Source organism: Streptomyces telluris, assembly GCF_024519335.1.
Lineage (GTDB): Bacteria > Actinomycetota > Actinomycetes > Streptomycetales > Streptomycetaceae > Streptomyces > Streptomyces telluris.
This window is the reverse complement of sequence record NZ_JANIID010000004.1, coordinates 250910-272863: the sequence shown is the minus strand read 5'-3', so window position 1 is coordinate 272863 and position 21954 is coordinate 250910. Positions and strand designations below refer to the sequence as shown.

Annotated in this window: 16 protein-coding genes, 1 pseudogene and 2 riboswitches; of the genes and pseudogenes, 6 read left to right on the top strand and 11 right to left on the bottom strand. The window is 73.4% G+C overall.

Annotated elements, in window-relative coordinates; genetic code table 11:
* Window positions 1-64: 64 nt before the first annotated feature.
* A pseudogene (locus NQU55_RS07310) lies at window positions 65-889 on the bottom strand (Rossmann-like domain-containing protein); the annotation flags it as partial.
* Window positions 886-2142, bottom strand: a complete 1257-nt coding sequence (locus NQU55_RS07305) for an ATP-grasp domain-containing protein (RefSeq protein WP_256790077.1) — start codon at window positions 2140-2142, stop codon at window positions 886-888. The gene NQU55_RS07305 and the pseudogene NQU55_RS07310, both read right to left, overlap by 4 nt.
* Window positions 2143-2352: 210 nt before the next feature.
* Here NQU55_RS07305 and NQU55_RS07300 point away from each other — a divergent pair, with 210 nt between their 5' ends.
* Both NQU55_RS07300 and NQU55_RS07295 read left to right on the top strand, forming a co-directional pair.
* The gene (locus NQU55_RS07300) at window positions 2353-3864 is read left to right on the top strand and encodes an alpha/beta hydrolase (protein WP_168094030.1); all 1512 of its coding nucleotides are present in this window, start codon (window positions 2353-2355) and stop codon (window positions 3862-3864) included.
* 111 nt (window positions 3865-3975) lie between these two features.
* Window positions 3976-5181 (top strand): MFS transporter, encoded by a 1206-nt coding sequence (locus NQU55_RS07295; protein WP_168094029.1) that lies wholly within the window; start codon window positions 3976-3978, stop codon window positions 5179-5181.
* A gap of 103 nt (window positions 5182-5284) precedes the next feature.
* Here NQU55_RS07295 and nicT read toward each other — a convergent pair whose 3' ends face one another.
* Window positions 5285-6445, bottom strand: a complete 1161-nt coding sequence (nicT, locus tag NQU55_RS07290) for a Nickel transporter NicT (RefSeq protein WP_168094028.1) — start codon at window positions 6443-6445, stop codon at window positions 5285-5287.
* Between the two features lie 31 nt (window positions 6446-6476).
* Window positions 6477-6694, bottom strand: a riboswitch (cobalamin riboswitch).
* A gap of 211 nt (window positions 6695-6905) precedes the next feature.
* On the opposite strand from nicT, the gene NQU55_RS07285 reads away from it, so the two are divergent.
* A complete protein-coding gene (locus NQU55_RS07285) occupies window positions 6906-8468 on the top strand; it encodes an APC family permease (RefSeq protein WP_168094027.1) in 1563 nt (520 codons plus the stop codon).
* Between the two features lie 11 nt (window positions 8469-8479).
* Window positions 8480-9079 carry a hypothetical protein gene (locus tag NQU55_RS07280; RefSeq protein WP_168094026.1) on the top strand — a complete coding sequence of 200 codons (600 nt, stop codon included), beginning with the start codon at window positions 8480-8482 and terminating at the stop codon, window positions 9077-9079.
* Between the two features lie 229 nt (window positions 9080-9308).
* Here the strand turns inward: NQU55_RS07280 and NQU55_RS07275 are convergent, their stop codons facing one another.
* The 4 genes from NQU55_RS07275 to NQU55_RS07260 all read right to left on the bottom strand — a co-directional run bounded on the left by NQU55_RS07275 (window position 9309) and on the right by NQU55_RS07260 (window position 13130).
* Window positions 9309-10520, bottom strand: coding sequence for a cytochrome P450 family protein (locus NQU55_RS07275; protein WP_168094025.1), 1212 nt, complete (start codon window positions 10518-10520; stop codon window positions 9309-9311).
* Window positions 10521-10778: 258 nt separating this feature from the next.
* Window positions 10779-11990: an MAB_1171c family putative transporter gene (locus NQU55_RS07270; RefSeq protein WP_168094024.1), complete on the bottom strand. Its 1212-nt coding sequence runs from the start codon at window positions 11988-11990 to the stop codon at window positions 10779-10781.
* Window positions 11983-12651 (bottom strand): hypothetical protein, encoded by a 669-nt coding sequence (locus NQU55_RS07265; RefSeq protein WP_256790075.1) that lies wholly within the window; start codon window positions 12649-12651, stop codon window positions 11983-11985. The genes NQU55_RS07270 and NQU55_RS07265 overlap by 8 nt, the downstream gene beginning before the upstream one ends.
* Entirely contained in the window at window positions 12648-13130 is a 483-nt protein-coding gene (locus tag NQU55_RS07260; protein ID WP_256790123.1) for a helix-turn-helix domain-containing protein, read from the bottom strand. Before NQU55_RS07260 ends, NQU55_RS07265 begins: the two co-directional genes overlap by 4 nt.
* A 343-nt stretch (window positions 13131-13473) precedes the next feature.
* Between NQU55_RS07260 and NQU55_RS07255 the strand changes: the two genes are divergently transcribed.
* Window positions 13474-14433 carry a trypsin-like serine protease gene (locus NQU55_RS07255; RefSeq protein WP_256790073.1) on the top strand — a complete coding sequence of 320 codons (960 nt, stop codon included), beginning with the start codon at window positions 13474-13476 and terminating at the stop codon, window positions 14431-14433.
* A gap of 43 nt (window positions 14434-14476) precedes the next feature.
* On the opposite strand, the gene NQU55_RS07250 is transcribed toward NQU55_RS07255, so the two are convergent.
* From NQU55_RS07250 to legP, 3 genes are all read right to left on the bottom strand, one after another.
* Entirely contained in the window at window positions 14477-15232 is a 756-nt protein-coding gene (locus NQU55_RS07250) for a hypothetical protein (protein ID WP_256790072.1), read from the bottom strand.
* A gap of 14 nt (window positions 15233-15246) precedes the next feature.
* Complete coding sequence (locus NQU55_RS07245; protein ID WP_168094514.1) at window positions 15247-16527, bottom strand: VWA domain-containing protein; 1281 nt, start codon at window positions 16525-16527, stop codon at window positions 15247-15249.
* Window positions 16528-16661: 134 nt separating this feature from the next.
* Complete coding sequence (gene legP / locus NQU55_RS07240) at window positions 16662-17480, bottom strand: Dot/Icm T4SS effector Zinc-dependent metalloprotease LegP (RefSeq protein WP_168094513.1); 819 nt, start codon at window positions 17478-17480, stop codon at window positions 16662-16664.
* 85 nt (window positions 17481-17565) lie between these two features.
* Between legP and NQU55_RS07235 the strand changes: the two genes are divergently transcribed.
* Window positions 17566-17916: a YbaY family lipoprotein gene (locus tag NQU55_RS07235; RefSeq protein ID WP_168094512.1), complete on the top strand. Its 351-nt coding sequence runs from the start codon at window positions 17566-17568 to the stop codon at window positions 17914-17916.
* Window positions 17917-18013: 97 nt separating this feature from the next.
* Here the strand turns inward: NQU55_RS07235 and cobN are convergent, their stop codons facing one another.
* Window positions 18014-21640: a cobaltochelatase subunit CobN gene (cobN, locus tag NQU55_RS07230; protein WP_168094511.1), complete on the bottom strand. Its 3627-nt coding sequence runs from the start codon at window positions 21638-21640 to the stop codon at window positions 18014-18016.
* A gap of 112 nt (window positions 21641-21752) precedes the next feature.
* Window positions 21753-21826: riboswitch (cobalamin riboswitch) on the bottom strand.
* Window positions 21827-21954: the final 128 nt, after the last annotated feature.

Sequence of the window (21954 nt, the reverse complement as noted above, 5' to 3'; positions counted from 1 at the left end):
GGGAACCCAGGCCCTCGGACGCGTCGAGAGAGACGGCGCCCCCGGAAGCGTCGAGCGCGCCCGGCCCGCCGTAGCGGTGGACGACGCCGGGGCCGCCGTCGAGCCAGAAGAACGGGTACGGCTCGGCGCACACCGCGCTCACTCCGGCGCCGATCAGCCGCGGCAGGATCGCGCTGCCGGTCTGCGCGAAGGCCACGAGCTGCTTGCCGTGGCGCCGGGCGTGTTCGCGCAGGGGCTCGAAGGTGCCGTTGCCGAGGGTCATTCCGGAGACGAGCAGGGCGTCGCAGTCCCCGAGTTCCGCGTGCGCGTCGGTGCGCACGGGTTCGCCCCACTCGGTGACGCCTCCCTTGAGGTCGCAGGGCACGTAGGCCAGGCCGCGCTCGCGCAGCGCCTCCAGCAGGGAGTTGACGACGCCGACGACGAGGACGCGCTGCCCGGGGCGGGCGTCCAGCAGGCTGACGACGGCGCGGGCCCGGGCGCGGGACTTGCGCAGCGAGTCGCCCGCGGGCAGGGCCCAGGGCCGGGCGCCGTTGGCGGGGGTGTGCGGGGTGGTGTGCATCAGGTAGGCGTCGAGGGCGGCCACCCGTACAGCGCGCAGGGGGTGGTCGAGGAGCGTGGCGACGTCGGTGCCGGCGCACTCCTCGACGGCGCCGGCGGGAAGGGCGCCGGGTTCGACGGCGCAGGAGCCGACGGCGGCTCCGACGCGCAGGCTGAGCACCTCGTTGCGGTAGCCGCCGCTGCGGCCTTCGTGGCGTACGGCCTGGGCGGTGGTGAAGGCGACGCTGATGCGCAGGGTGCGGGGGTCGGGCCCGTACGCGCCTGCCAGGACGCGCTGTTCGAGGTCGGGACAAGAGACGGCGGGGACGGGGGCGGGGGCGAGGGCGTTCACGGCGCCACCACCTTCGGGGTGAGGCCGGCGAGGAGGTCCTCGGCGCGGCGGCGCGCTCCGTGGCCGCCGGGGTCGGCGGCCATGACGTGCCCGAGGTAGTCGTTGTTGCTGCCGCTCGCCTTGACGGCGGTGCCGGGCTCGGCGAAGGAGGCTTCGAGGACGCCGGGGGCACCGGCGACGCCGTCCGCCCCGTCGATGTGCTGCAGCGTGCCGGCGGTCTCCGGGACGAGGAAGGAGACGGCGGCGCTGCGTATGCCCGTCGTACGGTTGGTCAGGTCGGGTGCGCGCCCGAGGGCGACGTCCACGCAGGCGGCGGCGAGGTCGATGCCGGTGACGTGGCGGACGAGTTCGGTGATGCGGTTGCCCGCGGGGCGGGGGTTGACCTCGATGACGCGGGGCCCGTCGGCGGTGAGCTTGATCTCGGTGTGGGCGACGACGTCGTCGAGGCCGAGGGCGTCGAGGGCGCGCAGGGCGGTGGCGGCGGCCTCCTCGGCCCGCGCCCGGTCCAGGGCGGCGGGGAACATGTGGCCCGTCTCGACGAAGGCCGGGGCGCCGCCGACGCTCTTGTCGGTGATGCCGACGACGTGCGCCGTTCCGCCGGAGGAGACGGTCTCGACGCTGACTTCGGGCCCTTCGAGCAGCTCTTCGAGGAGGACGACGGGGGCGCGGAGCTGTCCGCGCGCGTTGACGGGGAAGTCCGCGAGGGCGCGGTGGGCGGCGGCCAGCCCGGCCTCGTCGTCGACCCTGCGCACGTACATGCCGGCGCACAGGTCGACGGGCTTGAGGACGAGGGGGTAGCCGAGGTCGCGGGCCGCTTCGGCGGTGGCGGTCCAGTCGGGGCAGACGGCGAAGCGCGGCCCGGGGAGGCCGGCGCGGTCGAGGGCGCGGCGGGTGGCGTCCTTGCGGCAGGCGTCGGTGACGGCACGCACGGGCGGGCCGGGCAGGCCGAGGCGGGCGGCGATGCGGGCGGCGGTCGGGAGGTAGTAGTCGCAGGAGGTCAGGACGCCGTCGAAGTGCAGGGCGGCGTGCAGTTGCCCGACGTGCGGGAGCAGTGCGGCGGGGTCGTTGGTGTCGGCCTGGACGACGTTGCGGGCGGAGAGCAGGGGGTGGGCGGTGCCTTCGGGCGCGGAGCGCAGGTAGTGGTGGAGGTCGCGGGTGAGGAAGGTGAATTCGTGGCCGGCTTCGCGGATCGCCCGTGGCAGCAGTCTGCTCATCGATCCGACCCAGCTCTCGACCATCAGCAGGTGTCCCACAACTCTCCCTCTTGGTAGTGCAGTCGGCGGTTCCGGCCGGGGGTCCGGGGCGCGCCCGGGGCATGCCGGAGGGAGCCCTCGGGGCGGCGCGGCCCGTCTTGACCCCGCACACGTTATCGATAATGGTTGTCATTGTCATCTGCTGGGCCGTCAGCCACCACCGCCCCGCGTCGCCCCCTGCGCACCCCACCCCCGCCGATTGCGAGATCCATGCGCCGCCCCACCCGCCCGGCCGCCGCCCTGTGCGCCGTCGCCGCCACCGCGACAGCCCTGTCCCCCTTCTCCCCCGTCTCCCCCTCCTCCGCCGCGGCCGCCGCGCCGCCCGCCGCCGCGATCGCCTTCGGGCCGTGCCCCGCCTCCGTACCGGCGCCCGCCCCGCCCGCCCGCGTCGAGTGCGGCACGCTGAGCGTGCCCCTCGACCACGCCCGGCCCCGCGGCCCGCACCTGTCCATGGCCGTCTCGCGCGTCCGCGCCACGGGAACCCCCGCCGAGCGCCGCGGGATCCTGCTCGTCAACCCCGGCGGGCCGGGCGGCTCCGGGCTGCCGTACGCCGTCACCAAGCGCGCCAAACTGCCCGAACGGGTCCGGCGCGCGTACGACGTCATCGGCTTCGACCCGCGCGGCACCGGCCGCAGCGCCCCCGCGGACTGCGGCGCGATGGGCGGCCTGTTCGCGTCGCCCGCGCCCGACCCCGTCCCGCGCGACCGCCCCGCCGAGCGGGAGCACCTCGCCTCCCTGCACCGCCTCGCCGACGACTGCGCGGCAGGCGTGGGGCCCGCCCTGCCGCACCTGTCGACGGAGGAGACCGCCCGCGACATGGACGCCGTCCGCGCGGCCCTCGGCGAGCGGCGCACCGGCTTCCTCGGCGTCTCCTACGGCAGCTACCTCGGCGCGGCCTACGCGGCCCTCTTCCCGCGGCGGGTGGGCCCGATGGTGCTGGACAGCGTCGTCGGCCCGGAGGACTGGTACGCCTTCGACCTCCGCCAGGCCGGGTCCCTGCTGCGGCAGCGCGCGACCCTGCTGGAGTGGCTGGCCGCCCACCACGAGCGGTTCGGGCTCGGCAGCACGGCGGGCGCGGTCCGCGGGGCGTACGAGCGGGTGCGGGCCGGGCTCGCGGCCCGGCCCGTGGACGGCTTCGGGCCCGCCGAGTTCGACCGCGCGGTCTACCGGGCGCTCGGCCGCACCGAGCGCTGGGCGCCCCTCGGCGACGGGCTGCGCACCTACCTGCGCGAGGGCACGGCCGGCGGCCTGCGCCCCGCCGCCCCCTTCGACGGCCCGGACTCGCGTACGTACGAGGCCGCCAACCGCACCGTGAAGTGCGCCGACGGCCCCGGCCCCGCCCCCGGACGGGTCGTCGCCGACCTCCGCCGCCTGCGCCGCGTCGACCCGCTGCCCGTCCTCACCGGCATCGAGGCGCCGGCCTGCACGTACTGGCACCACCGCCCGGAGAGCCGCACGCGGCTCGGCAGCCCCGCCGCTCCCCCGGCCCTGCTCGTCGCCTCGCAGCACGACCCCGTCACCCCGGTCGAGGGAGCCCGGGCCATGCAGCGCGTACTGCCGGGATCCCGCCTGGTCACGCTGGAGAACGACTACTCGCACGGCGTCTTCGCCAGCCGGGGCAACGCGTGCGTGGACGACGCCGTCGCCGCCTACCTGGTGGACGGCACGGTGCCCGGCAAGGATCTGCGCTGCCAGGGCCCGGGCCTGCCGGAAATCCCTTGACGGCCGACGTGTTACGTATAACGATGCCCTCGTGATCTCACCCACGCGAGCGTCAGCGCCGGACATGGCCGCCCAGCGGCCGAGGGAGTCGACGAGCGGCGAGGGCCCCTCATGAGCTACGCGGATCTGCTGCGCGGCCCCCACGTGACCAGGCTGCTCCTGGGCACCCTCGTCGGGCGGCTGCCGAGCGCGATGGCCTCCGTCGCCGTACCGCTGGCCCTCCGTCAGGCGGGGGCGTCGTACGGGTTCGTGGGCGTGGCCGTGGGGGTGTTCGCCATCGCCTCCGCGATCGGCGGCCCGCTGCTGGGCCGCCTGGTGGACCGGGCGGGCCAGCCGCTCGTCCTGCTGCCCACCGCCCTCGTGGCGGCCGTGGGCTTCGCGGTCGTGGCGATCGCGCCCGGCAGCCGCACGGCCGTCCTCGCCGGGGTCGCGCTCGCCGGAGCGGCGACGCCGCCGCTGGAGCCGTGCCTGCGGGCCCTGTGGCCCGACATCGTCGCGCCCGGGAAGCTGGAGGCGGCGTACGCCCTGGACTCCGCCTCGCAGGAGCTGGTCTTCGTCGGCGGGCCCCTGGTGGTGGCCGGTGGCGTGGCCGTCGCCTCGCCCTCGGCGGCGCTGTGGGCCGGTGCGCTCCTGGGCATCGCCGGGGTGCTCGTCGTCGCCACCGCCCCGCCCGCCCGGGTCTGGAAGGCGCCCGCCCGCTCCGGCGACTGGCTCGGTCCGCTGCGCAGCCGCGGTCTGGTCGTGCTGCTCACGGGCCTCACGGGCGCGGGCGTCGCCATCGGCACGCTCAACGTCCTCGTCGTCCACTACGCGGAGGACCACGCCCTGCCCGGCGGCGCCCCCACGCTCCTCGCGCTCAACGCCCTCGGCGCGCTGATCGGCGGGCTGGCCTACGGGGCCGTGCGCCACTGGCGGATCGCGCCGCCGCGCCGGACGCTGCTGCTGATGCTCGGGCTCACGGCCGGGTACGGGCTGCTGTGCCTGCTGCCCGCGCCGCCGCTCATGGCCGGCCTGATGATCCTCACCGGGCTGTTCCTCGCGCCCGTGCTCACCGTCGTGTTCGTGCTGGTGGGCGAGCTCGCCCCGGCGGGCACCGTCACCGAGGCGTTCGCCTGGCTGGTGACGCTGATGACGGCGGGCGTGGCGCTGGGGTCGGCCGTCGTCGGCACGGTGCTGGAGACGGCGGGGCCCACGTGGGCCGCTTCGTGCGGGGTCGCCGGGCTCGCCGTGGGCGCCCTGGTGATCCTCGCCGGGCAGGCGCACCTCGTCCCGGCGGCGCGGGAGGAGACCGCGGAGGCGCCCGCCCGCGCCGTCTGAGCAGGGCCGGTGCCGCGGCAGGGCCCGGCCCTGCGGTCGAGCCGGACCCTGCCGGCCCCGGCCCCGGCGGGACCGGCCCCGCCGGGACCGGGCCGGCCCGGCGTCAGCTCTCGGCCGCGGCCTGTGTGCGGGCCGCCCAGCGCTGTTCGACCTTGCCGAAGCGCCAGTAGCCGAGCGCCACGGCCCACACCACCACGAACAGGCCGACGATGACGAAGCCCACGTTGTCGAGGTTCAGCCCGGCGATCCAGCCGGTCACCGCGTCGTCCAGCTCCAGCTTCTCGTGCAGGACGCCGACCAGTTCGATGGTGCCGATGAGGAAGGCGACGGCGATGGACAGGCCGGTGATCGTGAGGTTGTAGTAGACCTTGCGGACCGGGTTGGAGAACGCCCACTGGTAGGCGAAGTTCATGAACGTGCCGTCGAGCGTGTCGAACAGGCTCATGCCCGCGGCGAACAGCAGCGGCAGGCAGACGATCGCGTACCAGGGCAGGCCCGCGGCGGCACCGCTGCCCGCCATCACCATCAGCGTGACCTCGGTGGCCGTGTCGAAGCCCAGCCCGAAGAGGAAGCCCAGCGGGTACATCTGCCCCGGCCGGGTGATGGAGCGGGTGAAGCGGCCGAGGATGCGGTTCATGAAGCCGCGCGAGTCCAGGTGCTGCTCCAGCTCGGCCTCGTCGTAGCGGCCCTCGCGCATGGCGCGGAAGATGCGCAGGATGCCGGCGAGGGCGACGAGGTTGAGCGCGGCGATGAGGTAGAGGAAGCCGCCGGAGACCGTCGTGCCGACGACGCCGAGGGTCTGGTGGGCCGTGGACTCCTCGTCCATCAGCCGCCCGGCGAGCTGGGTGCCGCCGGCCACCAGGGCGGCCATCGCGACGACGACGCTGGAGTGGCCGAGCGCGAACCAGAAGCCGACGGAGACCGGGCGCTTGCCGTCCGCCATGAGCTTGCGGGTGGTGTTGTCGATGGCGGCGATGTGGTCGGCGTCGAAGGCGTGCCGCATGCCGAGGGTGTAGGCGGTGATGCCGAGCCCGACCCCGTAGACCTTCGAGCCGACGGTGTAGTGGTTGGGGACGACGAGCAGGTAGAGCACGCCGAACGCGACGACGTGCAGGGCGGCTATGACGGCCAGCAGACCGGCGGTCCGCACGGTGTCCTCGCGGCGCCAGCGGAAGGCGGGCGCGGGACCGGGGCCGGGAGAACCGGGGGAATCAGGGGAACCGGGAGAACCGGGAGAACCGGGGGAATCAGCAGGACGGGACATCTTGGGTTGAACGCTCCAGCACCTCGTGGACCATTTGCGAGATGCCGTGGCCGGTCTCCTGGCTTACGGGTCCGTTCGCGCCCGTCCCCGCCTTCCCGGCAGCCGGCTGCGGCCAGTGGCTCCGCGCGCCGTGGGGAGCGCGCGGAACGGGACGGTCACTCCCCGATCACAGTGGCGAGGGCCGCTCCGGACTGGGACCACGAGGGCCCGTCACCGGTCTTCCCGAACACCACGGCCGGGCCACCTTAGCGGTTGTGCACAGGTTCTGCAGTTGCAAAGATCTCGCAATCGAGGGCGGCGGATCGTGAACGGGGCGGGGCGCGGGCAGGGGCGCGGGCGCAACCGTTCCCCCGGACGGTGCCGGAACGGTGGACGGTTGCGACACGCCGGTGCTACCAGTGCATTGGACGGACAATCAGGTCAGCCGGACCCCGTCCGGCGCGAGAAAGGGCCGACCGCCATGGCAGAGACGGAACCATCGCCGGACGAGCGGGTCGGCTTCGTGCGCCGCATCGGACTGTTCCAGGCCACCGCCATCAACATGAGCCAGATGTGCGGCATCGGCCCCTTCGTCACCATCCCCCTCATGGTCGCGGCCTTCGGCGGCCCGCAGGCCGTCATCGGCTTCGTCGCGGGCGCGGTGCTGGCCCTGGCCGACGGGCTGATCTGGGCCGAGCTCGGCGCCTCGCTCCCCGGCGCGGGCGGCAGCTACGTCTATCTGCGCCAGGCCTTCCAGTACCGCACCGGGAAGCTGATGCCGTTCCTGTTCGTGTGGACGGCCATGCTCTTCATCCCGCTGGGCATGTCCACCGGGGTCATCGGCTTCGTGCAGTACCTGGGCTACCTGTGGCCGGACATGGGGCAGGCACAGGGCGACCTGACCGGACTGGCCGTCATCGCGCTGATCGTGCTGGTGCTGTGGCGGCGCGTCGAGAACATCGCGCGGATCACGGTCGTGCTGTGGTGCGTGATGATCGCCTCCGTCGTGCTGGTGATCCTCGCCGCCTTCACCCACTTCAGCCCCGGCCGGGCCTTCACCTACCCCGCGGACGCCTTCGAGCTGACGACCAACCACTTCTGGATCGGCTTCGCGGCGGGCCTGACCATCGGCATCTACGACTACCTCGGCTACAACACGGCCGCGTACATGGGCGCCGAGATCAAGAACCCCGGGCGCACCCTGCCGCGCGCCATCGTCTTCTCCATCCTCGGCATCATGGCCATCTACCTGCTCCTGCAGATCGGCACGCTCGGCGTCATCGACTGGAAGCAGATGCTCGACCCCACCTCGACGGCGTCCTCGTCCGTCGCCTCGGCGGTCCTGGAGGAGGCCTGGGGCAAGGGGCCCGCCCGGGTCGTCACCGTGCTCATCCTCGTCACGGCCGTCGCCTCGGTCCTCGCCGGGCTGCTCGGCGGCTCCCGCGTGCCCTACGACGCCGCCCGGGAGAAGGTCTTCTTCCGCCCCTTCGGACGCCTGCATCCCAGGCACCGCTTCCCGGCGCTGGGCCTGGCCGCCATGGGAGTCATCACGGGAGCAGGGTTCCTGATCGGCCGTCATACCGACCTGGCCACGCTGATCCAGCTGCTGACGTCCGTGATGGTGATCGTGCAGGCCCTCGCCCAGGTGCTGGCCGTGACCGTGCTGCGCCGCCGCCAGCCGGACCTGCCGCGCCCGTACCGCATGTGGCTCTACCCGCTGCCGAGCCTGGTTGCGCTGGTGGGATGGCTCGTCATCTACGGCTACGCGGACCGCAATTCGCCCGGCCGGCACCCCATCGAATGGTCCCTGGCCTGGGTCGGGGCGGGCTGCGTGGCCTTCGTGCTCTGGTCGCGCTACGAGAAGGTGTGGCCGTTCGGGCCGCGGGAGATCAGCGAGGAGTACCTGCACGGCGCCGACCCGGACGCCGACGCCGGGTCGGCACCCGGAACCACCCCCGATGTCGCCGCGGGTGCGGTCCCCGACGCCAGGTCGGGCGAGGCGCCGGACGCCGACCCGGACACCGGGGTGCCCGCCGAGCGGTGATACTTGCACCCATGCCTGTTTCTGCCTCCCCTCACTCGCCTCCCGCCCCGCACGCCTCCGCCGCCCGCCGCAGGCTGTACTGGCACCGCCTCTTCTTCGGGCTGTGGTACCGCCCGGTCGAGATCCTGGACGAGGCGCGGGACCGGAGCGTGTGGGGGGCGGCGGCGTTCCTGTGCCTGCTCTGCGGAGCGCTGGGGACGCTGGGCAAGGACTCGTTCTGGGAGGGCTGGCGCGTGGGCCCGGCCCTGGCCCTGGAGGCCATGGCGATAGCCGACGTCGTGCTCGTGCTGGCCAGCCTGCTGCTGGGCATCGCCACCCAGGCCATCGCCCGCCGGCTCGGCGGCAACGGCAAGTTCGGCCCCACGGTCACGCTGTTCGTGGTGGTGTTCTGGGCGACGGACCTGCCGCGCCTGGCCCTGGACGCGTGCCTGCCCGGGGAGTCCTTCCCCGTACGGGCGGCCGCCTGGATCACCTCGGCCTTCGGCTACGCCTTCGCCACCCTGCTGATCCGCGGTCAGCACCACCTGCCCACGCACAAGGCCGTGGCGGCGGTGAGCATACAGATGCTCGCGGCGGTCGCCCTGCTGAAGTTCCCTGCCACCACGGTCTGATCCACCGCGAGCCGGTCCGGCCGCTGCGACTGCCACGGTCCCTGCGCCTGCCCCGACCGCTGCGGCTGCTGTGGTCGCCGCGGCGGGCGCGCCGGAAGAACCGGGAGAACCGGCCTGAGGGTTCGAAGGCCCGCCCGGTGCGACGGGGGATGCACACCGGGCGGGCTCGATGACAGTTCTACCTCATCAAGGATGGGTTATGCACCAAAAACCTGTTCGGCTTTGCTGACTACCAGCGAACAGGGAGCGAAATCAGGCCACTCGCGCGGATCGAGGGCCGCCGGGCGACATTCTCCCGCGCCCCGTCGAGCGCGAGCCCGGGGAACCGCTCCAGCAGCGCTGCCAGCGCGATTTCCGTCTCCATCCTGGCCAGCGGGGCGCCGAGGCAGTAGTGGATCCCGTGGCCCAGTGCGAGATGACCGGAACGATCACGGTTCAGATCCAGCCGATCCGGCTCGGAAAAGTGATGAGGGTCACGATTGGCCGACGCCAGGGACAGCAGGACGGTCTCCCCGGCCGGCACGGTCACCCCACCGATGTCCACGTTCTCCAGCGGAAACCTGCGGATCGCGAGGGCCGCGGGCCCGTCCCACCGCATGAACTCCTCCACGGCCGTTCCGAGTCCGGCCGGATTCGCTCGCAAAGAGTCCATCAAGGCCGGGTGGTCCAGCAGCGCCAGGACGGAGTTGGCGATCAGATGGACGGTGTTCTCGTAGCCCGCGAAGAGGATCAGGAAGGCGAGCGAGGACAACTCGTCCTCGGAGAGCCGGTCGGCCCCGTCCGCCCCGTCCGCCCCGTCCCCCGCGTCGCCGTCGCGGACCGCGATGAGGTCGGACAGCAGGTCGTCGCCAGGGGTGGCGCGCTTGCTCGCGATGAGGTCGGTGAAGAAGCGCATCATGTTGCCGATGGCTTCCTTCATCAGGTGCGGCCGCGCCGGGTCCGGCGTGATCAGCGCGTCCGTCCAGGACCGGAAGTCCGGTCGCTGCTCCTGCGGTACGCCCAGCAGGTCGCAGATGACGGTGATGGGCAGCGGGCCCGCGTAGGAGGCCAGCAGGTCCGTACGGCCGTCGGCCTCGACGGCGTCCAGGAGTTCGCCGGCGACCTTGCGCACCGGTGCGCGGAGCTTTTCCACGCGGCCGGGGGTGAAGGCCTTGACCACGAGGCGGCGTATACGGGTGTGGTCCGGGGGATCCATGTTGAGCAGATTGGCGTCGAGCGCCGGAGGGAGGCTGAATCCGGCGTAGTTGCCCGGCGTGGCATTGCGCTTGTCCAGGGAAAGCCGCGGGTCGGCGAGCGCCCGGCGGACGTCGTCGTAGCGGGTCACCAGCCAGGCGGGCCGTCCGTCGGGGCCGGTGATGCGGTGGACCGGGCCGGCCTCGCGCAGCCTGGCGTAGGTGCCGTGCGGGTCGGTCATGAGCCCGGAGGCGGTGGAGTTCTGCATGGCGCCCGACTCTAGAAGATCAAACCGTCCGGTGCTGGAGGACGGCGGGGCAGGGGCGGGGGCGGATGCGGAGCCGGTGCACGGAGTCCTGTGCGTGGAACCCGCCACGTGGGCTCACCGGCGCCCGGGGCGAACCCCTCCGAAGGAGACGCGCACGGGCGGCGCCGGATCCGTCGTGGTGACGGACCCGGCGCCGGCCTGTGGCGCAGGCGGCCTTGACCCCCGTCCAGGGCCGCCTCGTCCATGGGCCGCACGCCGTCAGGAACGGCGTGCCGCGCTCATCTCCCGTAGTTCCTCGAGGACGGCGTCGACCATCGGATCGTGGTAGACGTCGGCGACGAGGGCCAGGTGTTCGTGTTCCTCCGCCGGGTCGGCGCTGACCGTCACGACGACGCTGTCGGCGTGCGGGGCGGGGACGTGCCCGGTGATCTGGTTCTGCAGGCCCCGGCGCAGGGCCGCGGCCTCCACGAGCGCGGCGAGTCGGCGCTCGTCGAGCGCGGCGCCGGTCGCCTTGCGCCGGGCGATGTCCAGGGTGGCGGGCTCGACGTGGCGGCGGATGCCGCGCTGGATGTCGCGGATCTCCGCCATCTGCCGGTTCGCCCGCCACTCCAGGTCCGCGAAGGGCCAGCGGCCCGTCAGGCGGTGGCCGGTGAGGGTGACCTCGGGGGCGTGGGCGGTGACGGCCTGCCAGAGCGGCTGCAGCCGGTGCAGCCGGCGCCAGGCGGAGACGCGGGGGCCGGCGGCGGGCAGCGAGAAGCCGAGGAGGACCAGCAGCGCGGCCACCGAGGCGCTCATCGGGGCGACGCCGTTCGACAGCCAGTAGACGTCGTGGCCCGCCCAGGTCAGCACGAAGCCGACGAGCTTGCACAGGCAGTAGAGCAGGCCGAGCCAGCAGCCCGCGGCGAGCGTGCGCAGCCCCTTGGCGAGCCAGCAGGGGCCGAGCTGGGTGGCGTAGCGCGGGCAGAGGGCGCCGAGCCCGGCCAGGCTCGTGCCGAAGATGGCCAGGTACAGCACCAGGAAGGCGACGACGCCGGGCGCGTGGGCGTAGGCGGTGCTGAAGTCGCGCGGGTGCTCGACGGAGTCGGGCCGGCCGACGGCGAAGCACACGATGGCGGTGGCCCAGGCGACGGCCACGACGGCGACGGCGATGCGGGAGCGCGCGGCCGCGCGGGCGTGGGCCCGGGCGTCGCCGCGGCTGGTCCAGCGCAGGAGCAGCACCGTGGCGCCCGAGGCGAAGAGGACCACGGCCGAGTACAGGAAGACCATGGCCAGGTTGGCCACGCCGGTCAGCCGGTCGAACGCGCGGTAGACGCTGGGCGCGGAGAACAGGAAGACGACGGGGACGCCGGAGGTCATCAGGGCGGTCAGGCCCAGGTCGACGTTGCCGCGGTCGCGGAACCAGGCGCGGGCCTTGTAGCCGACGATGGCCCAGGCGACGGCGCTGAAGGTCAGGTAGAGGACGTCAAACACGGCCGCCTCCGCCGTCGCCGCCCGCGTCGCCGTCTGCGCCGTGCTCCCGGTTCCCGCGGCGGACGTGCTGCAGGGCGGGCCCGAGGGACGCGGCCAGCTCGGCGGCGGCGCCCTCCAGGCGGGCGTCCTGACCGGGCGGCGGGGGCACGACCTTCTCCATGAGAAGGGTGCCGAGGATCTCCGTCTCGCGCTCGGTGAGGTTGTCGTAGCAGTGGTGGCGGGCGAGGCCCATCGTCAGGCCCATGCGGCGCATGGCGGTGGCCACGTCGACCGACGGGGTCCACACCTTGAGGGCGTCCTCGGTGACGGCCGGGTCCTGGTCGTGGCCGAGGAGGAGGTGGCCGATCTCGTGCAGGACGATGTGGACCTGGTGCCAGGGGGAGGTCTTCTGCTCGTAGATGACCCAGTAGGCGTCGTCGGTGGTCGCGGTCATGCCGGAGACGACGCCGTCGAGGCTCATGGGAACCAGGCGGATGGGCAGGCCGACGCGGCGCGCCACGATGTCGCACAGGCCCTGCAGGTCGGTGGACGCGGGCAGCGCGAGCTCATGGATGAGCTGCTTGCACCGGCGCCGTATGCGCCCCACTCGCATGCCTGCACCGTCCTCGTCCTCGGTACGCCGCCAGTAAGTGAAGAGCCGGTCATCCGCCGTAACGGTCACGGGCGCTCCTCACCACCCGCGTCGGGCGGGTCGGACGGAAGGTTCATCTGCTGCCGGAACTGGCAGATGATCGTCGTAAGGCTGTCCTGCACCTCCGGGGGCAGCCCCACCGAGCGCAGGGCGATGGCCCGCACCCGCTGGTCGCGCATGGCGACGAGGAAGCGGACCTCCTCCTCCACGCGCTCGGCCTGCGAGGCCGAGAGGTCGCCCATCAGATAGCCGACGGGCACGGCGAAGAACTTCGCCAGCGCACGCAGCACGTCCGGGCTGGGGTTGGCGCGGCGGCCGTTGCGCAGCATCGACAGATACTGCTCGGTGAGACCGACCTCGCCGTACTCCTCGCCGTTGGTGATCTCGTCGGCGACGTGACCGTTGGTGTACGGGGCACCGGGCGGATGCATGTTCGCGAACAGGTAGTTGAGCCGCGCCGCGAGCGGGCTGCCCGCGTCACCTGCCGACCTGTCGCCCCCGGGTGCCATCTGCTCCGTCCTCACCGACCGACGTTCTTCCCCCACGCCACCTCACGGCCAGTTAAGCCGGAAGCGACTGCGAGAAGCATCCTGTCACGGCTCGAACCCTCAGCACTAGTCCGTAGGGCGTTTCGACTGGGTGAGGACTTAACCACGAGTTGATACCGAGCTCAACCACGCGCGGAGGAACGGTTCACGCCGCGCGGCTCTCCCCTCGGCCTGTCCCACGTCCTCGTGAACCTTGTCGCGTCCTGCCCTGTTCCCCCGGCTCCCGCCCGTAGGACGATGACACGCTCGCCCCGTACGTGCCCTCGCCCTGCCGGGCGCCCCGCGCACCAGGGAGGAACCCGTCGTGAACAGACCCCGCTGCCGCAGACCGGTCGTCGTGCGCGGCCTGGCCGCCCTGCTGTTCGGGCTGTCGGCCGCCGTCGCGTCCGGGCCGGGTGCGGTCGCCGCCGGCGGGCCGCCGCCGGGGCGGGCCGTCGGCAAGGCCGCTGCCGAGGCCGGCGCCTACTGGACGGCCGAGCGCATGAAGGCCGCCGTGCCGTCCACCGCCGCCGTGCGGAAGGGCGCGCGCGCTCATGGCGGGCCCGTGCCGCCCAGCCGTCCCTTCGACGGGCTGCCGCAGGTGGGGACGTTCTTCTGGACCGACGGGGACAACACCGGCCGGTTCTGCGGGGGTACGGTCGTGCGCAGCCCGCACCGGGACCTGGCCGTGAGCGCAGCGCACTGCCTGCGGTCGCCGGATCCCAAGAAGCGGCTGACGTTCGTGCCGCAGTACCACGACGGGCAGAAGCCCCACGGGGTCTTCCCCGTCGAGGACATCTACATCGACCAGCGCTACTACGACCTGGGGACGGACGCCGGCGCGCGCTGGGACTACACGGTGCTCCGGCTCGGCGAGCGCGAGGACGGCAGGAACGTGCAGAGCGTCGTCGGCGGCTTCGACCTCGCGATCCGGCCGGGGTACTCCCACCGCAACGTGCGGCTCATCGGCTATCCGGGCAGCAGCGACGCCAAGTACCCCAAGCCGCTGGACTGCTCCTCCTCCACGCACCGCTACACCAGCACCGATCCCGGCGCCCCGGGCGACTTCCTGGAGATCGCCTGTGCGGGGTACGTCGGCGGTACGTCGGGCGGGCCGTTCCTGGTGCGCGGCGGGGTGAGCGGCGGGTACGCGCTGATCGGCGTGATCGGCGGCTACCACACCGGGGGCGACACTCCGGACATCTCGTACAGCTCGTACTTCACGGAGGACCTGCTGGATCTGTATGTGGCCGCCGTGGAGGGCGATCCGCCGCCGAGCAGGTGAGGCGGGACCGGTCCGGTCCCGCCTCACCGCCCGTGCATGGGCGTTACTGCTGTGCGGGGCGCCGCGGGTGGCGCGTCAGCACGTAGCCGCCGATGGCCGCGAGCGCGCCGAGCACGGCGCCGCCGACGGTCCAGGCCCAGCGGTCCGACCACCAGCTGCCGTTCCAGCCGTCCTCCGGCTCCTTGACGGCCGCGGCGTGCAGCGGGGTCACCTCGCCGCCCTCGGCGCGGGCACCGCCCGCGTCCTTGGCCGTCGCCTCGACCTCCGCCTTCACCGGCAGGCCGTGGTCCTGGTCGGGGGCGTCGGTGAGGGTGAGGCGGATGTAGTACGCCCCGGGCAGCGGGTCGTTGGCCCATCGCTCGGACCACGGGCGGACGGTCCGCAGCGTGCAGGTCAGGGTCACCGTCGCGTCCTGCTCGGAGGCGCGCTTCGTCGGCTCGCCCGAGGCGCACGCCTGGCGGCGGCGCAGTCCGTCGTAGACGTCGAGCTGCCAGACGGCGGAGCCGTGCCGCGTGGCCGCCTCCGGCAGGTTCACGGTGGCCTTCACCTGCGGCTGCTGCCCGGCCCCGGCGGGGAACTGCCAGTAGAGGTAGTCACCGGTGGAGGCGTCGGCGGTCGCCTTCTGCCCCTGCTTGAGGACGGTGGCGGTGCGGAAGCCCGTGCCGGCCTCCGTGGGCGCCCCGTCCTCGCTCGCCGGGGCGCTCGGACTCGGGGAGGCGGCCGCCGCGGCGCCGGCCGAGGTGAACAGTGCGGCGGCGGCGAGCAGCGCGGCCGAGGCCGCGCGGGTCGTGGAGGCCATAAGGGGGAGTCTCATCAGTTCGCCCTCCACACCGTGACGCGCCAGCGGGAGACCCAGCCCCACACCAGCCCTGCGATCAGCCCGGTCAGGGCCAGGACGGCCAGCAGCACCCAGCCGCGGCCGAGGCCGAAGGCGGCCAGGTCGGAGGGGTCGTCCGGGGCGTCGACGAGATCGACGGCCAGCTCGACGGGCAGGCCCGGGTCGCGCTTGACGCCGGCGGGGGCGGAGAAGGAGCTGGAGACCTCCAGGCAGACGGTCCGCGGCTCCTTGCCGTCCTCCTTGGCCTTGTCCTTGTCCCCGGCCTGGCCGTACGGGTAGCGGAGGCCGGACGAGATGACGTCCGTGCGCCCGCTCCCGGACTCCGCGCCGCGGACGAGCTCCTGGCCGCCTTCGCTCACGGCGCGCACGAGCACGCCGTAGTCACGGTCGACGGCCCGGTCCGCGCCGATGCTCACCGACGTGCGCAGCTCCTGACCCGGCTTCACATTGACGCGGTACCAGCGGTGCTCGGAGAACGTCTCGCGGTCGGTCCACAGGCCGGCGCCGATCTCGGGGGCCTTGGAGCACGCGTCGGCGCCCTTGACGGGCTTGGGGGTCTCGACGGGCGTCTCGGCCCGGCGCACGAGCTGCTTGATCCGGCCGGACAGCTCCTTGGTGTGGCGGACGGTGCTGTACGTGCCGCCGGTGGCCTCGGCGATGCAGCTGAGCTGCTCGCGGGTCTTGTCGTCCTGGGCCAGACCGAGGGTGTCGATCGTCAGGTGCGTGCCCTTGGCCGCCAGTTCGCGGGCCACGTCGCACGGGTCCGGCTGGCCGCAGGAGTCCTCGCCGTCGGTGATGAGGACGATGCGGCGGGTGCCGCCGTCGGTGCCGAGGTCCTGGTCGGCGCCGCGCAGGGCGTAGCCGATGGGGGTCCAGCCGGTGGGCTGCAGCGTCGCGACGGCGGTCTTGGCCTCGGTGCGGTCGACGGGGCCGACGCGGTAGAGCTGCTTGCTGTCGCGGCAGCCGAGCTCCTTGTCGTCACCGGCGTAGTTGGCGCCGAGGGTCCGGATGCCGAGCCGGACGTCCGCCGGCACCGCGTCGATGACCTCGTTGAACGCCTGCTTCGCGGCCGCCATGCGGGTGCGGCTGCCGCCGTCCACGTCCTGGGCGCGCATCGAGCCGCTGACGTCCAGCACCAGCTCGACCTTCGGGGAATCCTTCGGGGGGCCGTCGGCGGCGTTCGCCGGCGCGATGCCCCCGGCCAGGGCGGCGAGGAGGGCGCAGGCGCCCGCTGCCAGCCGTTTTCTGATGATCATTGGAATGATCCTAGTGATCACCGGCCGGGGGCCCAACTCGAAGTACCCGGGGTTACGGGGCCCTTACCCGGGCCCTTACCCGGGCCCTTGCCCAGGCCCTTGCCCAGGCCCTTGCCCGAGCCCTTGCCCGGCCCTTACGCGGGCTCCGGATCGAAAATCGCGCGGATCGCGTCGATGTCCCGCGGACTGAGCCCGATCCGCTGGCCGATGACGGCATTGGGGTCGGTGGGGGTGATGGTGTCCAGCCCGTTCCGGGAGAACGCGTCCCTCGGGTAATGCATGATCGACCCGTAGTCGTACGGACCGACGTCGTCGCCGTCCGCGATGTGCTGGTCGAAGTTGTGCTCGAACCCCGGGATGACGTTCTCGAAGTGGATCGTCACGAACCGGTCCCGGTCCTCGCGGCTCTGCTCGTGCCACAGCCCCACGGCGTGCCCGATCTCGTGAATGGCGTTGCCCGTGCTGCAGTTGTTCCCGAGGGTGATGTCCTGGCGACCGCCCCGGCGGCCGACGAACGACGAACAGCCGTTGCCCGGTACGAACCGCACGTAATCCGGGTGCCCGGCCCGCCGCGGGAAGCGCATCTGCGTGCGCGACTCCCAGTGCGCGATGGCGTCGGTGACCCGCTGCTGGTTCGGCAGCGCGGGGTCGATCTCGAAGGGCACCACGTGGTTCGGCCAGCGGACGCCCGGCCCGACGACGACCACCGCCGACTGCGGCAGCCCCCTTTCGGGACGGAATTGCGCCGCCTCCGTGCGCCGTTCGACCTCGGCCGCGGTACCGAGGACAATATCCCCCTCGAATACGGCCAGTCCGTCGATCTCCACGTACTGAACGGCCCGGATTCCAAAGGTCGCGCCGGCGATCAGCGCGGTCCTCACCGTCTTCGCCGGGGGCGCCGTACGGAATTCACCGCGACCCGCACCGGCATCATTGGTCTCAGCAGGGGACATGGTTCCACCCCGACTTCCGTCAACCTTATAGGTCTCAATTCCGGAAAATACTGAGAGATATGCTGTCTGACAAGAGGTGAGGCGTATGTCCGTTGCGGACCTCGCGGAAATCGAAGTCGAAGTGACCTTGGCACCGGGCGCCGCCGCGCCCCGGACGCCACTGACCCTCCACGTCACCGTGGAGGACACGAGCACGGCCGACGCCCCGTCCCGCACAGTGGCCCGCGCCCGCCTCCCCCGCACCCGCCTGGACCACCCCCCGCACCCCCGCGTCCGCCTGACCTTCCCCCCACCGCCCCCGGGCACCCGCTACACGATCCGCGCCCACGCGGACCTCGACGACTCGGGCACGATCACCCCCGGCGACTGGATCACCAGAAAAAGCCACCCGGCAACACCCCCGACGGTGACCGTGGAGCTGTCACCGGTGCCCTGAACGCCAACGCCCGCCCTGCCGCCCCGTTAAAGAGGCCGGCAGGACGGGCGATGGTTCACCGTCCGCTCAGGACGATGTCACTCGTCCCAGGGCGACGTCACTCGTCGTCCGTGCCGCCCTCCAGGCTCCCCTCCGTCTCCAGGAAGGCTTCGCGGAGGGCCGCCAGGGTGTCGGCGTCCGGCTTGGCCCACATGCCGCGGCTCTCCGCCTCCAGGAGGCGCTCGGAGATGCCGTGCAGGGCCCAGGGGTTGGCCTCCTGGAGGAAGGCGCGGTTCTCCGGGTCCAGGACGTAGGTCTGGGCGAGCTTGTCGTACATCCAGTCGGGGACGACGCCGGTGGTGGCGTCGTAGCCGAACAGGTAGTCCACGGTCGCCGCGAGTTCGAAGGCGCCCTTGTAGCCGTGGCGGCGCATGGCCTCGATCCAGCGGGGGTTGACCACGCGGGCGCGGAAGACGCGGGAGGTCTCCTCGACCAGGGTGCGGGTGCGGATCGTCTCGGGGCGGGTGGAGTCGCCGATGTACGCCTCGGGGGCCTTGCCGCGCAGGGCCTTGACCGTGGCGACCATGCCGCCGTGGTACTGGAAGTAGTCGTCGGAGTCGGCGATGTCGTGCTCGCGGGTGTCCGTGTTCTTGGCCGCGACCGCGATGCGCTTGTACGCCGTCTCCATCTCCTCGCGGGCCGGGCGGCCTTCGAGGCCGCGGCCGTAGGCGTAGCCGCCCCAGACGGTGTAGACCTCGGCGAGGTCGGCGTCGGTGCGCCAGTCGCGGCTGTCGATGAGCTGGAGCAGGCCCGCGCCGTAGGTGCCCGGGCGGGAGCCGAAGATGCGGGTCGTGGCGCGGCGCTCGTCGCCGTGGGCGGCGAGGTCGGCCTGGGCGTGGGCGCGGACGTAGTTCTGCTCGGCCGGCTCGTCCAGGGAGGCCGCGAGCCGCACCGCGTCGTCCAGGAGGCCGATGACGTGCGGGAACGCGTCGCGGAAGAAGCCGCTGATGCGGAGGGTGACGTCGATGCGGGGGCGGCCGAGCTCGTCGAGGGCGACGGGCTCCAGGCCCGTCACGCGCCGCGACGCCTCGTCCCACACCGGGCGGACGCCCAGCAGGGCCAGGGCCTCGGCGACGTCGTCGCCCGCCGTGCGCATCGCGCTCGTGCCCCACAGGGACAGGCCCACCGACTGCGGCCAGTCGCCGTTGTCGGTGCGGTAGCGCTCCAGGAGCGAGTCCGCGAGCGCCTGGCCGGTCTCCCACGCGAGGCGGCTGGGGACGGCCTTGGGGTCGACGGAGTAGAAGTTGCGGCCGGTCGGCAGGACGTTGACCAGGCCGCGGAGGGGGGAGCCGGAGGGGCCGGCCGGGACGAAGCCGCCCGCCAGGGCGTGGACGGCGTGGTCGAGTTCGGCGGTCGTGCCCGCCAGGCGGGGGACGACCTCGCGTGCCGCGAAGTCCAGGATCGCGGCGATGCCCTCGGCGTTCGCCGCGTCGCCCACGACCGTGGGGACGGCGGCCGGGTCCCAGTTCGCCGCCTCCATCGCCTCCACCAGCGCGCGGGCCTTCTCCTCCGCCTCGTCCGCCGTCGTGCGCGTCGCCGCCGACTCGTCCAGGCCCAGGGCCTCGCGCAGGCCCGGCAGGGCCGCCGTGCCGCCCCAGATCTGGCGGGCGCGGAGGATGGACAGGACGAGGTTGACGCGCGCCTCGCCGGTGGGGGCGCCGCCCAGGACGTGCAGGCCGTCGCGGATCTGGGCGTCCTTGACCTCGCACAGCCAGCCGTCGACGTGCAGCAGGAAGTCGTCGAAGCCGTCGTCGTCCGGGCGCTCCTCCAGGCCCAGGTCGTGGTCGAGCTTCGCGGCCTGGATGAGGGTCCAGATCTGGGCGCGGATCGCGGGGAGCTTGGAGGGGTCCATCGCGGAGATCTGGGCGTACTCGTCGAGGTGCTGCTCCAGGCGCGTGATGTCGCCGTAGGACTCGGCGCGGGCCATGGGCGGCACGAGGTGGTCGACGAGCGTGGCGTGGGCGCGGCGCTTGGCCTGGGTGCCTTCGCCGGGGTCGTTGACGAGGAAGGGGTAGACGAGGGGGAGGTCGCCGAGGGCGGCGTCGGGGCCGCAGGCGGCGGACAGGCCGGCGTTCTTGCCGGGCAGCCACTCCAGGTTGCCGTGCTTGCCGAGGTGGACCATCGCGTCGGCGCCGAAGCCGCCGTCCTCGCGGGCGGCCGCGATCCAGCGGTAGGCGGCGAGGTAGTGGTGCGAGGGCGGCAGGTCGGGGTCGTGGTAGATGGCGATGGGGTTCTCGCCGAAGCCGCGCGGCGGCTGGATGAGGATCAGCAGGTTGCCGCGGCGCAGGGCGGCGAGGACGATGTCGCCCTCGGGGTTGCGGCTGCGGTCGAGGAACATCTCGCCGGGCGGCGGGCCCCAGTGCTGCTCGACGGACTCGCGCAGCTCCTGCGGCAGCTTGCCGTACCAGCGCTTGTAGTCGGCGGCGGGGATGCGGACGGGGTTGCGGGCGAGCTGCTCCTCGGTGAGCCAGTCCTGGTCGTGGCCGCCGGCCTCGATGAGGGCGTAGATGAGCTCGTCGCCGTCGCCGGACTCCAGGCCGGGCACGGCCTCGTCGCCGAAGTCGTAGCCCTCCTCGCGCAGGCGGCGCAGCAGGGCGACGGCGCTGGCGGGGGTGTCGAGGCCGACGGCGTTGCCAATGCGGGAGTGCTTGGTGGGGTACGCGGAGAGGACGAGCGCGATCCGCTTCTCGGCGGCGGGGATGTGGCGCAGCCGGGCGTGGCGCACGGCGATGCCGGCGACGCGGGCGGCGCGCTCGGGGTCGGCGACGTACGCCGGGAGGCCGTCCTCGTCGACCTCCTTGAAGGAGAACGGGACGGTGATGATGCGGCCGTCGAACTCCGGCACGGCGACCTGGGTCGCGGCGTCGAGCGGCGAGAGGCCCTCGTCGTTCTCCTCCCAGGCGCTGCGCGGGCCGGTCAGGCACAGGGCCTGCAGGATCGGCACGTCGAGCGCGGCGAGGGCGCCGGCGTCCCACGACTCGTCGTCGCCGCCGGCCGAGGCCTCGGCCGGCTTGGTGCCGCCGGCGGCGAGGACGGTGGTGACGACGGCGTCGGCGCCGCTCAGGGCCTCGATCAGCTCGGGCTCGGGGGCGCGCAGCGAGGCGACGTACAGCGGCAGCGCACGGGCGCCGGCGTCCTCGACGGCGCCGCAGAGGGCGTCGACGAAGGCGGTGTTGCCGCTCATGTGGTGGGCGCGGTAGTAGAGCACGGCGACGAGCGGGCCGCCGGCGTTGCCGGCGCGCGGGGTGCGCTCCAGCTCGCCCCAGGTGGGGGCGGCGGCGGGGGGCTCGAAGCCGTGGCCCGTGAGGAGCACGGTGTCGGACAGGAAGCGGGCGAGCTGTTCGAGGTTGGCCGGGCCGCCGTGCGCGAGGTAGGCGTGGGCCTCGGCGGCGATGCCGATGGGGACCGTGGAGGCCTCCATCAGCTGGGCGTCGGGGGCCTGTTCGCCGGTGAGGACGACGACGGGGCGGTCCTGGGCGAGCAGCAGGTCCAGGCCCTCCTGCCAGGCGCGGACGCCGCCCAGGAGGCGGACGACGACGAGGTCGGTGCCCTCCAGGAGGGCCGGGAGGTCGTCGAGGGCGAGCCGGGCGGGGTTGGCGAGCCGGTACGGGACCGGGCCGCCGTGAACAGCAGCCGCGCGGGCGCTGAGCAGGTCGGTGTCGGACGTCGACAGGAGAAGGATCACGCGGCGCTCCCCAGGGCTTCGAGGGTCGCCCGGGGTGCCCGGCACCGGAATGTGCGCATGCGGCGGCAAGCCTTCCTCGGGGTCCGCGCCCCGGGCGGTTGGAGGACGGCGGGAGTTCCTGACTCGCCCGGCGGGAGTGCCGGGCTCACAGTGGCGGGACCGTGCCGGAGTCTCACCGGCTTCCTCCCCTGTCGCCGTCGCTGGCGTTTGGCGGAGCTGCGCCCGCGAGAGCGGGCACCGTTCCACCGCTGAGCATAGTAAAGCCCTGGCAGGAGGCGGTACGGGAGAGTGGAGGGCGAGCGGTACGGGAGACT